11 protein-coding genes are annotated in these 12,978 nt (G+C 68.0%); 8 read left to right on the top strand and 3 right to left on the bottom strand.

What is annotated here, in order from left to right:
- Positions 1–8: 8 nt before the first annotated feature.
- The 3 genes from E1H18_RS25135 to E1H18_RS25125 all read right to left on the bottom strand — a co-directional run bounded on the left by E1H18_RS25135 (position 9) and on the right by E1H18_RS25125 (position 2,026).
- A complete protein-coding gene (locus E1H18_RS25135; RefSeq protein ID WP_172274625.1) occupies positions 9–743 on the bottom strand; it encodes a hypothetical protein in 735 nt (244 codons plus the stop codon).
- Positions 744–929: 186 nt separating this feature from the next.
- Entirely contained in the window at positions 930–1,256 is a 327-nt protein-coding gene (locus E1H18_RS25130) for a hypothetical protein (protein ID WP_172274624.1), read from the bottom strand.
- 2 nt (positions 1,257–1,258) lie between these two features.
- Complete coding sequence (locus E1H18_RS25125; RefSeq protein WP_172274621.1) at positions 1,259–2,026, bottom strand: exodeoxyribonuclease III; 768 nt, start codon at positions 2,024–2,026, stop codon at positions 1,259–1,261.
- Between the two features lie 340 nt (positions 2,027–2,366).
- Between E1H18_RS25125 and E1H18_RS25120 the strand changes: the two genes are divergently transcribed.
- The 8 genes from E1H18_RS25120 (at position 2,367) to E1H18_RS25085 (ending at position 12,969) form a co-directional block, all read left to right on the top strand.
- Positions 2,367–2,729: a hypothetical protein gene (locus E1H18_RS25120; RefSeq protein WP_172274619.1), complete on the top strand. Its 363-nt coding sequence runs from the start codon at positions 2,367–2,369 to the stop codon at positions 2,727–2,729.
- Between the two features lie 355 nt (positions 2,730–3,084).
- Positions 3,085–3,438, top strand: coding sequence for a DUF190 domain-containing protein (locus E1H18_RS25115; protein WP_172274616.1), 354 nt, complete (start codon positions 3,085–3,087; stop codon positions 3,436–3,438).
- A 10-nt stretch (positions 3,439–3,448) separates the two neighbouring features.
- Positions 3,449–6,052, top strand: a complete 2,604-nt coding sequence (locus E1H18_RS25110) for a heavy metal translocating P-type ATPase (RefSeq protein WP_172274614.1) — start codon at positions 3,449–3,451, stop codon at positions 6,050–6,052.
- 283 nt (positions 6,053–6,335) lie between these two features.
- Positions 6,336–6,800, top strand: coding sequence for an SRPBCC family protein (locus E1H18_RS25105; protein ID WP_184719113.1), 465 nt, complete (start codon positions 6,336–6,338; stop codon positions 6,798–6,800).
- A 107-nt stretch (positions 6,801–6,907) separates the two neighbouring features.
- The gene (locus E1H18_RS25100) at positions 6,908–7,291 is read left to right on the top strand and encodes a hypothetical protein (protein WP_172274610.1); all 384 of its coding nucleotides are present in this window, start codon (positions 6,908–6,910) and stop codon (positions 7,289–7,291) included.
- Between the two features lie 59 nt (positions 7,292–7,350).
- On the top strand, positions 7,351–8,583 hold the full coding sequence (locus tag E1H18_RS25095; RefSeq protein WP_172274607.1) for a TolC family protein: 1,233 nt from the start codon (positions 7,351–7,353) through the stop codon (positions 8,581–8,583).
- Positions 8,584–8,593: 10 nt separating this feature from the next.
- Positions 8,594–9,760 (top strand): efflux RND transporter periplasmic adaptor subunit, encoded by a 1,167-nt coding sequence (locus E1H18_RS25090; protein ID WP_172274605.1) that lies wholly within the window; start codon positions 8,594–8,596, stop codon positions 9,758–9,760.
- Positions 9,757–12,969 carry an efflux RND transporter permease subunit gene (locus E1H18_RS25085; protein ID WP_172274603.1) on the top strand — a complete coding sequence of 1,071 codons (3,213 nt, stop codon included), beginning with the start codon at positions 9,757–9,759 and terminating at the stop codon, positions 12,967–12,969. Before E1H18_RS25090 ends, E1H18_RS25085 begins: the two co-directional genes overlap by 4 nt.
- Positions 12,970–12,978: the final 9 nt, after the last annotated feature.

Raw genomic sequence — 12,978 nt, 5'->3', positions numbered from 1 at the left:
CGCAAGGCCTAGCCGGTCACGACGTGCAAGGCGTGGCCGAGGACGCAGGACGCCGTCGTCCGATCGATCAGCTGTCCTGTCTGGGCGGCCCTGATGCTGGGCGTCGTGGCGTTGATGAAGCCGTTCAAGTCGTCGGGCTGGCACCGCTTGACCGTGAAGCCGGCCGAGATCGCCGCGGCGATGAATACCCCGTTGGGCACGTAGTTGCCTAGGTGCGCGGCGATCCCCCGGTCGCGCGACAGGCGCTCGGCCTGGTGCTTGAGGCCATAGGTGCTGAAGTCGCGGTTCAGCGTCTTGCGTGGGACCAGTTGGTCGACATAGAGCCGCGCCAGCTCGAACTCGTCGGCCGAAACATCGTGCAGCAGGTCCGCGCGCCACTGCCTCTTCTTCTCCCGACGCACCGCAGCCGTCTCGCGCCGGTCCCAACCCACGCCGAAGCCCGCCGTCGTCAGGTCGGCCTCGCGGTCCATCGCCCGCCGCAGATCAAGCTTGGCTAAGGTTCGGCGCAGAACCCGTTCGTTCGGTGGGTCGCCGCGCGCGGCCAGATAGGCCTGGAACGCCAGGTCGTCCGGTGCGACCAGGACGCCGCCATTGGTCAGCGCCGCTCTCATGGCGGCATAGGTGTTGTAGCCCAGGCCCCGGGCCAGGGCTTCGATGCGGTCGGAGGCGCGCGCGCCGGGCAGGGCGTGGCGCAGGTCTTCTTTCAGCGCCGGCAGCGCCGCAAGGTCGAGAAACGTCTTCATCACAGCCTCAATGATCGGCCGCAGATCGTCGATTATGCCGCGACCGTGCTCATCAAGAGCTGCGGTAGAAAACTGTCTGAAGCAGTGTTTGACCCGACGACTCGTCTGGAACTGCGATCCGCGTTCAATTTGAGCGCCGGCGGGCCAGGCGTCAATGTGGCCTGGCGTGGCGGGGGACGAGCGTCGCTAAGCCTGGATGAGGCCGGCCCACCAATCGGCATAGGGCGTGGTCTTGGCCATGTGGCGATTGAGATCAGGCGCGCCATCGGTCCACCAGACCGGCCCACGCTCGCCCAGGCCAACCTTGGCCGCGTCGACCTGGGCGCGGGCCAGAGCCAGCTGTTGGGGATTGTCGGCGGCCAGGGCCGCGCGCACCGCCCGGCGCGCCGTCATCAAGGCGTTCACCAGCGCCTGACGGTGATCTGGCGGCAGCGCCGGGTTGCTGGCCCGCCACAAGCGGCCACGAACGACTAGATAGCGTCCGTCGGGCGTGACCGGGGCGGCGGGCTTCATCGTCAGACCACGATCCAGGCGGGGGCGTGGTCGCTGGCGCCGTCCAGGCCCCGGACCCACCGGTCGACGCCCGCATCCTGGAGTCGGTCAACCAGGCTAGGCGAGACCAGGAGGTGGTCGATCCGCAGACCCTTGTCCCTGGGCCAGCGCTCGCGCAGATACGACCAATAGGTCCAAGGCGGCGCATCGGGATGGAGTGTCCGCACAGCGTCGGTCCAGCCCTGATCCAGCAGGCGCTGAAACGCAGCCCGGCTTTGCGGCCGCAGCAGCGCATCGTCGCCATAAGAATGGCGGGGGTAGATGTCGGCCTCGGTCGGGACGACATTGTAGTCGCCGGCCAGCACGACGGGCGCGCCGCTGTCCAGCAGGGTCTGGGCATGAGCGTTCAGGGCTTCGAACCAGGCCAGCTTGTAGTCGAACTTGGGGCCGGGATTGGGATTGCCGTTGGGCAGGTACAGGCAACCGATCAGCACGCCGTTCACCGCCGCCTCGATGTAGCGGGCTTGGCTCTTGTCGGGATCGGCCGGCAGGGCGGTGCGAGTGAGAACCGGCGTCATGCCGCGCGCCAGGATCGCCACGCCATTCCAGGTCCGCTGACCTTTCCAAACCGCGCCATAACCCATCTGCTCGAGGGCCTCGACCGGAAAGCCAGCTTGCTCGGTTTTTAGCTCCTGCAGGCAGACGACATCCGGCTGGGCCGCGTCCAACCACTCCAGCAGGATGTCGAACCGGCTGCGCACATTGTTGATGTTGAAGGTCGCGATCCGCACCCAAGCTCAATCGGGTTCAAGCCGAAGGCGTTCCAGCGGGCGACGAGGGCGCTGGGTGGGCGTTCAGCCCGATGGCTTGCGTCAGGCGACATGCGATGGGGTGTCGCAACCCACGCAAACGCTTGATGTAAGTCTATCCAAGGTCTGAAAATCAGACGTTTTCAGTCTTCGCGTCCGCGAAGAAAGACATGATGGGGTGTGATTATGTAACATGTAATTAAATAACGCATTTCGAAGGCCTCATCGTGGCGGTATAGGTTCGGTGATGGCGGCTATGGCTTTCCATGCTCGGGCACTTGGCGGCGAGACCGCTTTGCGGATTTCACGCCGTGGGGGAGCCGTGCGACGCGCCGTCGCCAAGCTCATGGTCATGCTTGTCGCGATGGTCTTTGTTTTCGGCGTCGTGGTCTGCGGTCCAGCCGAGCACGAGGCTATGGAATCCCTGCGCTCGACGGCGCCGCTAACGCTCACCATCGAGGGGAATGCGCCAGCTGTCCTGAAGGACTCTGGAGAACGCCAAGCGCCTGCCAAGAGCACCGCCATTGCCTGCACGGGCCACTGCGTGACCCACGGCTTGAGCCTGCCGACGTCCTTCGCCGCCGAGGCAGTCGCCGTCGCCAGCCCCGCCGACTGGCGGCCAGAGCAAGATTCGCGACCGCTGACCGCGCGCGCCGACTTGCTGGATCGCCCACCTAGGGCCTGACCCGCGCCTTCCGCCGATCGGCGGATTGACCGCGTTTAAGGCTCTAGGGTCCAACCCCCATGCTGTTCGTCCTGCGTGACCGGTCGCCTCAAGCGGCTGCACGCCGGCGCGTTGTGAGACTTCGCGCCTGAACCGCTCTGGTTTCAGCCCCAGCGCCTCATCGCACACCCGATCCTCCAACTGGGCCCCGGTCGCCAGACCCCAGTTGAGGAACCGTCAGCGTCGCTGAGCAGAGCGTCGCTGGTCGGGGCGCCGGCGTGATCTCAGCCCCCTTGCATCACGCCGGCGCTAAGCCTTCCAACCCCGCCGTCGCGCGCAGAGCCTGCGACGGGCGTGACGAGACTGGAGACACTCCATGCAGATTCCCGGACAAGCGGTCCTGCTGCGCATCTATACCGACGACAACGCCTCGGTCGGCGACCGCTCCTTGCGGGACGTCATCGTCCAACGCGCCCGCGAAGCGCGCTTGGCCGGCGCAACCGTGCTGCGCGGCAATAAGGGCTTTGGCGAGTCGGCCCGCGTCCACGAACCGCGCCCCTTCGAGTTCAACGACAATCTCCCCATCGTAATCGAGATCGTCGATGAGGAAGCGCGGTTGCGCGCTTTCCTCCCGGCCCTGGCCGATCTGAAGGACATCGGCCTGATGACCTTCGAGAAGGTCGAGGTGCTGCGCTACGGCGGCCATCGCGCGCAGCCGCACGCCGAGTAGGAGACGCGCCATGTCCGACAAGCTCCGCCTAGCCCTTCCCCTGGTCTTGCCGCGTGACGCCGACGCCTGCGGGGCCTGCGTCTCGAGTCTGATCACCGTGCTGGCGGGGCGACCCGGCGTCCTCGACGCCCATGTCGATCACGAGGCGCCCGGGCAGGGCGTCTTATGCATCCACTACGACGACACCCAGATTGCGCTGGGACAGCTTCGCGCCTTCGTGCTGCAGGCGGGCGGAACGATCAGCGATCGCTTCGGCCACTTCACCTTCAGTCTAGCCAGCACCCTGACCGTCGCCAATGCGCGACGACTGGCCGCCGATCTTTGTGCGCTGCCGGGCGTGGTGACGGCCGAGGTGGCCGCGACAGGGCGCGGCTTTGTCGAATTCGATCGCGAACAAACTAACGAGACCGCTTTGCGCGCGGCCATCCGGTCGGCCGGGGGCAAGCTCCAGAGCGATCAAACGACGACGGGCGCAGGCGTGTCGTCATCCAAGGTCCATGGCCGTGACCACGATGGTCACGCGCATGGCGCTGGACACAAGCATGCCAGCGGCGGCGCAAAGTCGGAAAAGCCCGGCGCCCACGACGGCCACGACCATGGCCAGGATCGGCCAGGATCGGGCCAGGACCACAACCACGCGCATGGCGGCCTGCTGGGCGAGAAGACCGAGCTGATCTTCGCGATCTTGTCAGGGGTGATGCTTCTGGCCGGCTGGTTGATCAGCCTGAAAAGCGACAGTTGGATCTCGCTGGTGTTCTACGGCGCGGCCTATGTCTTTGGCGGCTGGTTCACCCTGACCGAGGCGGTGGAGAACCTTCGCAAGCGACGCTTCGAGATCGATACCCTGATGCTCGTGGCCGCCGCCGGCGCCGGGGCGCTGGGGCAATGGGCCGAAGGCGCGTTGCTGCTGTTCCTGTTCAGCATCGGTCACGCCCTCGAACACTATGCCATGGGGCGTGCGCGCCGGGCGATCGAGGCCTTGGCCGAACTAGCTCCGGAGCGGGCTCTGGTGCGGCGTGAAGGCCGTGTGGAAGACGTCCCGGTCGAGGCCTTGGCGATCGACGACATCGTCTTGGTGCGCCCCAATGAGCGCATCCCCGCCGACGGGGTCGTCGTCAGCGGCGAAAGCAGCGTCAACCAGGCCCCGGTAACGGGCGAGAGCATTCCCGTCGACAAGCGCGCCAGCCAGGAGACCGGCTTGGACTTCGCCAAGGCCGGCGCCGAGCACCGCGTTTTCGCCGGCACGATCAACGGCGCGGGCGCGCTCGATGTGCGCGTGGCGCGTAAGGCCGGCGAAACCACCCTGGCGCGCGTGGTGCGCATGGTCGCCGAGGCTGAGGCGCAACGCTCGCCAACCCAGAGGTTCACAGACCGGTTCGAGAAGGTGTTTGTCCCGCTGGTGCTGGTCTTCGTGGGCCTGCTGATGCTGGCGTTCCTGGTGATCGACGAGCCGTTCAGCGTCAGCTTTTACCGGGCTATGGCCGTTCTGGTCGCCGCCAGCCCCTGCGCCCTGGCCATCTCTGTGCCCAGTGCGGTCCTGAGCGGTGTCGCGCGCGCGGGGCGGGGAGGGGTCCTGGTCAAGGGCGGCGGGCCCTTGGAAAACCTCGGGACCCTGACGGCCCTGGCCTTCGACAAGACCGGCACCCTGACCGAAGGGCGGCCCAAGTTGACGGACGTGGTTCCCGCCGAGGACGTCGAGGACCATGAATTGCTAGCGGTCGCCGTGGCCGTCGAAGCGCTCAGCGACCACCCCCTGGCCGCGGCCATCGTCCGCGACGGTGAGGCCAGGCTGGAGGGGCGACCGCGTCTGGAGGCCACCGATATCAAGAGTCTGACTGGCCAAGGCATTCAGGCCCGGGTCGGCGGGTTGGCGACGGTGATCGGCAAGCCCAAGTTCTTCGAGAGTGGCGAGGGGCAGCGGCCGCCAGAGGCGGTGTGGGCTGATGCCCAGCGCCTGGAGGCGAGCGGCCGCACGGTGGTGATGGTGCGCCAGGGAGAGCGCTATCTGGGCGTTCTGGGCTTGATGGACACCGCCCGGCCGGCGGCCCGCGCGGTGATCCTGCGTCTGCGGGCGCTGGGCATCAAGCACATGGTCATGCTCTCGGGCGACAATCAGTCGGTGTCGGACGCGATCGCGCGCGATCTTGGCCTGGACGAGGCTCGCGGCGGCCTGATGCCGGAAGACAAGGTCGAGACCATCAAGGCCTTGCGCCAGAAGTTCGGCAAGGCGGCCATGGTCGGTGATGGCGTCAACGACGCCCCGGCGATGGCCAACGCCACCGTCGGCGTGGCCATGGGCGCGGCCGGCTCGGACGTGGCGCTCGAAACCGCCGACGTGGCGTTGATGGCCGACGATCTCAACCATTTGCCGTTCGCGGTCGGTCTTAGCCGGCGCACCAGCGCCATCATTCGCCAGAACCTCTGGGTCAGTCTCGGTGTCGTGGCGTTCCTGATCCCGGCGACGATTTTCGGCATGAAAATCGGCGAGGCCGTGATCTTCCACGAAGGCTCGACGCTGTTGGTTGTGGTCAATGCGCTACGCCTGCTCGCTTTCCGCGAGCGCGGCGCCCAGCCCGCCCAGCTGGCCGTGGCGAAAACGATGCGTGCGCCATGACCGGGCCTGATCGTGGAGAGGATCTCGCGACGGCGTTAGCCAGGCGTAGCGTCCGGCGCGCCTGGGTCGATCTCGGGGCGGCGCTGGCGTGCATAGCACTAGCGCTCGTTCTGCTGGGTATCGGTATCGGTTACCGCGCGAGCGATCCGGGTCACCCGGCGCCCATCTCCGCCTCCAGCCGTCAACCCCAGACATCCCACGTCGCCCCTCACCCGGCGTCCGCCCCTTGAGCATCGCCATTCCAGAGCCCCCGCCTGGGCGGCCAACATTGCAAAGGTAGGCCATGATCCTTCAGACTGAGACCGACATCGCAGCGCCAGTGCCGAAGGTCTGGCGCGCTTTGACAGAGTTTGGCTGCTATCCGAACTGGCATCCGCATTGGGAGATTTCCGGCGTGCCGGTGCTCGGCGCGCGCGTACATCTCGGCGTCGGCGTCAATCCCGACAAGCGGGTTAGGATGCGCGCTAGGATCATCGCTCTGAAGGACAATGAGGAACTGGCCTTCTCGTCTGGCGTGTTCTTCGCCAGGGCGCGAGAATACTTCCTGCTGGAGGCGGCTTCGAGCGGAACGCTCCTCTATCATCGCACCGAAATCACCGGGTTGGCGGCGCTTCAGTTTCGCAATCAGGCCGAGCGGGACAAGCTCCAGGCCGTGTATGCGCGGCGCATCGACGCGCTGCGCAAGTATGTCACCGCCGGCGCCGCTCTGAAGCTGGTGAGCCGCGGTCGCCCCCGCACGCGGATTTGATCCAACCGAAGTCTTGATCTGACCTTTCGCAGACGAACTGCGCCAGAAGGTCGCGTGATTTTGTAACATATTTCCTTGCTGCGGCGCGAAAGCTATACGGCTAATCGATGTTGGATTTGAGCACATGGCTGAAGACCTTCGCGGGGGCGCTTATCGCGTGCCTGCTGGTGATCGGCTTGACGGCGCCTTCGGTGCGCGCCGGCGAGTGCCTGGGCGACACCTACGTCGCTGCCCAGCAGTTCGAGGCGGGTGACACGCCCGTCTTCGTCGCGTCCGATCTCGGTGCGGATTCCGACAACCATGGCGCCGGCAAGATCAGTGGTGGGGAAGTCTGCCACAAGGGTCATTGCCATCACGCGCCCGCGCCGGCGCCGCCGACCGGCGCGCTGATCGCTGAGATTCCGCAAGGCAGTGTTCGTCTCGTTCCGCCTGCGTCGACCATTCCGCCGTCGCGGATTCCCGACGGCGCCAAAGAGCCCCCTCGAGCCTGACCCCGGCCGCGCCATCGCGCGCGTGATCGCCATCGTCAGTTCGTAAGCAGGGACTTCCCATGCACTCCCGATATGCCCGGCCCGCCGCCATTTTTGGCGCGGTCCTGGCGCTCGCCGGCCTCGGCGCGCCTTTGCGCGCCGCCGCCGAGCCGCTCACCCTGAGCGCCGCCACCGCGCGCGCCCAATCCCAGTCACCCCTCGTCACCGCCGCCGAGGCCACGGTAAGGGCGGCCGAAGGCCGCGCCCGCCAGGCCGGTCTTATCCCCAACCCCGAAGCGGGCCTGCAGACCGAAAACGTCGCCGGCTCGGGCCAGTACAGCGGTTTTGGTGTGGCCGAGACCACGGCCACGATCAGCCAGCGGCTGGAATTGGGCGGCAAGCGGCGCACTCGCGTGGCCGCGGCCACCGCCGAGGTCGACGCTGCGCGCATCGGCTTCATCATCGCCAAGGCCGACCTCACCCGCGACGTCTCGGTGCGCTACGCCCAGGCCATCGCCGCCGAAGATCGCTTGATCTTGGCGCGCGAGACCGCCGAGCGGGCCCAGGGGCTCTCTCGGGTCGCCGGCACGCTGGTTGAGGCCGGGCGCGAACCGCCGCTTCGAGCGATGCGCGCGGAAGCCGCCAGCCGCGAAGCCGCCGCCGCCGTCGTCACCGCGGAGGCCGATGCGGCCGCCGCCCGCCGCGCCCTCGCCACCCTGTGGGGGGAGGCGGACGACGCGGTTGAACTGACGCGCGAGGCCCCGATCGCCGAACCCGCGCCAGGCCTCATCGACCCGGCCGAAACCCTCGACGTGCGTCTGGCGCGGGCCGAGCGAGAAACGGCGCGCGCCGTCATCGACCGCGAACGGGCCATTGGCCGCCCGGACGTCACGGTCCAGGCCGGTGTTCGCCGGTTCGAGCAGACCGGCGACTCGGCGTTGATCGTCGGCTTCACCGCCCCGATCCCGATTTCGAATCGCAACCAGGGCACGGTCGCGGCCGCGCGCGCCGACGCCACGGCGGCCGAGGCGCGAGAGCGTCTAGCCTTGGCCAACTCGGTTCGAGCGGTCCGCGACGGGGAGGCTTCGTTGCGGGCGGCCAACGCCCGGCTCGAGGCGCTTGAAACCAAGATCGTGCCCCAGGCCCAGACCGCCGTGGACTTGGCGCGTAGCGGCTTCGAAGCGGGCAAGTTCTCCTTACTCGACGTGCTCGACGCCCAGACCGCGCTGACCACTGCTCGCACCGACCTCATCGCCGCGCGCCTCGAGCGCGCCCAGGCGCTGGCCGCGCTCGAACGCGCCGCAGCGCAATAGGAACCTCATCATGAAGTCCAACGATAGAAAGACCCTGTTGACGGCCGTGGCGGTCAGCAGCCTGCTGGCCGCGGGCATCGGCGCTTTCGCCGGTAAGGCCCTGCTGGCCCCCAAGGCGGCCCCGGCCGCTGAAGCCGGCGAAGACCACGCCGGGGAAAAGCCCCACGTCAACATCACCCCCGAGCGCATCACCGCCGACGGCATCAAGCTGATGACCTTGGCCGGCGGCGGTCTCGACGCCGCCGTTCCGGCCCAGGCCACGGTGGTGGCGACGCCCCATGGCGCGGCCACCTTGGCCGCCCGCGCCGATGGCGCGATCGTGCGCATCAACAAGCGCCTGGGCGACCCCGTCGCCGCCGGCGAGGTGATCGCCACGATCGAGAGCCGCGACGCGGCCACCATCAGCGCCGATCGCAGCGCCGCGGCCGCCAAGGCCGCGGCCGCCCGCCAGGCCCTGGCCCGCGAACGCAAGCTGTTCGACGCCAAGATCACGGCGCGTCAAGACCTGGAAGCCGCCCAGGCCGCGGCGGCCATCGCCGAGGCTGAACTGGGGCGCGCCAGCAGCGCCAGCGCCGCCGCTGGCGTCAGCGGCAACGGCCGCACCCTGGCCGTGACCAGCCCGATCTCGGGCCGGATCACCGCCGCCACGGCCACCCTCGGCGCCTATGTGACCGCCGGCTCGGAGCTGTTCCGGGTCGCCGACCCCGGCAGCATCGAGATCCAGGCCGCCTTGCCGGTCGCCGACGCCCAGCGCGTCAAGCCGGGCGACCCGGCCGTGGTCGAGACGGCCAATGGTTCGATCCCGGCCGTCGTGCGCAGCGTCACGCCGGGCCTCGATGCAGAGAGCCGTTCGGCCACGGCCGTGCTGGCCCTGGCCGGTCCGTCGCAGATGCTGACGCCGGGCCAGGCCCTGCGCGCGCGCATCACGCCCCGCAACGCCACGACGGGCGCGAGCGACCGCTTCGCCGTGCCGGACGAGGCCGTCCAGTCTGTCAACGGCAGCGACGTGATCTTCGTGCGCACCAAGACCGGCTTTGAGCCGCGTCCCGTGCGCGTCGGCCGCCGCGGCGGCGGCCAAGTCGAGATCGTCTCGGGCGCACGCGCCGGTGACCAGATCGCCGCCAAGGGCGCCTTCCTGCTGAAGGCCGAACTGGGCAAAGGGGAGGCGGAACATTGATCGGACGCGTCCTCGACCTTTCAGTCCGCTTCCGCTGGGCCGTCATCGCTCTGGTCACGCTGGTCGCGGCCCTGGGCGTCTACAACCTCGTGCGCCTGCCCATCGATGCGGTGCCCGACATCACCAACAAGCAGGTGCAGATCAACACCGTGGCCGGGACCCTGGCCCCGGCCGAGGTGGAAAAGCTGGTCACCTATCCGGTCGAGACGGCCATGGCCGGCATCCCCGGCCTGGAGACCACCCGCTCGATCTCGCGCAACGGCTTCTCGCAGGTGACCATCGTCTTCCAGGAGAAGACCGATATCTACTTCGCCCGCCAACAGGTGGCCGAGCGCCTGACCCAGGTTCGCCAGAGCCTGCCGGCGGGCGCCGAGCCGGCCATGGGTCCGATCTCCTCGGGCCTGGGCGAGGTCTTGATGTGGACCGTGGCCTTCGAGAATCCCGGCGGCAAGGGCGCCAAGATCACGGAAGGCGGCACGGGCTGGCAGGGCGATGGGTCCTATCTCACCCAGACCGGCGAGCGGCTGTCGGATCCCACATCTCAAGCGGCCTATCTGCGCGAGGTTCAGGACTGGATCGTTCGGCCGCAGATGCGCTCGGTGCCCGGCGTCGCCGGCGTCGACTCCATCGGCGGCTTTGAAAAGCAGTTCATCGTCCAGCCCGATCCCACCCGCATGGCCTCGCTGGGCGTGTCTTTCAGTGAACTGGCCAAGGCGCTGGAAGCGGCCAACCTCGCGGTCGGCGCCAACTTCCTGGAGAAGGGCGGCGAAGCGTTCCTGGTCCGCGCCGACGCCCGTGTGCGCACGGTCGACGAGATCGCCAACGCTACGGTCGCCGCGCGCGAAGGCGTTTCGGTGCTGGTGCGCGACGTCGCTAGCGTCAAGATCGGCGGCGCTCTGCGCACTGGCGCAGGCTCGGAGAACGGTGAAGAGGTCGTCGTCGGCACCGTCTTGATGCTGACCGGCGAGAACAGCCGCACCGTCGCCGGCGCCTCGGCCGAAAAGCTGGCCGAGGTCGCCAAGTCCCTGCCGCCCGGTGTGAAGGTGCAGGTCGTCTATGACCGGTCCAAGCTGGTCGGCGCCACCATCAAGACGGTGGAGAAGAACCTGGTTGAAGGCGCGCTGCTGGTCATCGTGGTGCTGTTCCTGCTGCTGGGCAACTTCCGCGCCGCCCTGATCACCGCCCTGGTCATTCCGCTGTCGATGCTGATGACCGCCATCGGCATGAACAAGCTGGGTGTTTCGGGTAACCTGATGAGCCTGGGGGCTCTGGACTTCGGCCTGATCGTCGACGGGGCGGTGATCATCGTCGAGAACGCCTTGCGGCGCCTGGCTGAGCGCCAGCACCACGAAGGCCGCCTGCTGACCCTGTCCGAACGCCTGACGGAAACCCGTGAGGCCGCCCGTGAGATGATCTCGCCCACCGTCTATGGTCAGGCGATCATCCTCTTGGTCTACGCCCCGCTGCTGACCTTCACTGGCGTCGAGGGCAAGACCTTCTCGCCGATGGCGATCACGGTGATGCTGGCCCTGGCCGGCGCCTTCGTGCTGTCGCTGACCTTCATCCCCGCCATGATTGCCCTACTGATCACCGGCAAGGTGGCGGAAAAGGAAGTGGCGCCGGTGCGATGGACCAAGGCGCGTTATGAGCCGCTGCTGCACAAGGTGGTGGCCCGTCCCTGGCCGGTGATCGGCGGCGCCGTGGCGATCTTCATCGCGGCTGTCGTGACCTTCGGGTTCCTGGGCCGAGAGTTCACCCCGCAGCTGGACGAGAAGGACATGGCCGTTCAGGCCCTGCGCATTCCGTCGACCTCGCTGGAGCAGTCGCTGCGCATGCAGCGGCGGATCGAGCGCGTCGTCGCCAGCTTCCCGGAAGTGAATTTCGTCTATTCCAAGACGGGGACCGCCGAGGTCGCCAGCGACCCGATGCCGCCCAACGCCTCGGACGCCTTCATCATCCTCAAGCCGCAAAAGGAATGGCCCAACAAGGGTGAGACCAAGGCCGAGCTGATCGGCCGCATCGAAGCCAAGCTTGAAGGGCTTACCGGCAACGCCTTCGAGTTCAGCCAGCCGATCCAGATGCGCTTCAACGAACTGATCGCCGGCGTGCGTGGCGACGTGGCCATCAAGGTCTATGGCGATGATCTGGACGCCATGAGCCGGACCGCCGAGGAGATCGCCACGGTTCTGCGCACGGTGCCGGGGGCCGCGGACGTCAAGGTCGAGCAAACCTCGGGCTTCCCGACCCTGGACGTCCAGCTCAACCGCGACGCCATCGGGCGCTTTGGCCTCACCGTCGAGGAGGTCGCCGACACCTTGGCGGTGGCGATGGGCGGGCGCGAGGCGGGCCTGGTCTTCCAGGGGGACCGCCGCTTCGACGTGGTAGTCCGTCTGCCGGACGCCAGCCGCAACGACCTGGACGCCGTCGGCGCCCTGCCGGTCATGCTGCCGGCCGGCGCTGGCGCCCGCACCTCGGTTCCGCTGCGCGATCTGGCCCAGTTCAACTTCTCGGAAGGCCTCAACCAGGTCAGCCGGGAAGCGGGTAAGCGCCGGGTGGTGGTCCAGGCCAATGTCCGCGGGGCCGATCTCGGCTCCTTCGTGACCACGGCCCAGGAAAAGATCGACGCGCAGGTCAAGCTTCCGTCCGGCTCCTGGCTGGTCTGGGGCGGTCAGTTCGAGAACCTGAAGGCCGCTCAGGCCCGCTTGGCTCTGGTGGTGCCGCTTTGCTTCCTGCTGATCTTCGGCCTGTTGTTCATGGCCCTTGGCGGCGTCGCGCCGGCCGCGGCGGTGTTCTCGGCCATTCCGCTGGCTCTGGCCGGCGGGGTGTTCGGCTTGGCGCTGCGGGGGATCCCGTTCTCGGTCTCGGCCGCCGTCGGCTTCATCGCGCTGTCGGGCGTGGCGGTGCTGAACGGCCTGGTGATGATGACCGCCATCAGACAACGCCTGGCCACTGGTCTTGCGTTGGAGAAGGCGATCATCGATGGGGCCATGGAGCGCCTGAGGCCGGTGATGATGACTGGCCTCGTCGCCTCTCTGGGCTTCGTGCCCATGGCCCTGGCGACCGGCACCGGCTCGGAGGTCCAGCGGCCGCTGGCCACCGTGGTCATCGGCGGCCTGATCACCGCCACCGCCCTGACCCTGTTCGTGCTGCCGGCGATCTGCCGCTTCGTCCTGCGCAAGAGCGAAAGGAGCGCGGCGACCGAAGCCTAGGTGAAACGC

Source organism: Caulobacter sp. RHG1 (assembly GCF_013181195.1).
Classification (GTDB): domain Bacteria; phylum Pseudomonadota; class Alphaproteobacteria; order Caulobacterales; family Caulobacteraceae; genus Caulobacter.
The sequence above is the reverse complement of the archived record's forward strand: the minus strand, read 5'-3'. Positions and strand labels throughout refer to the sequence as shown.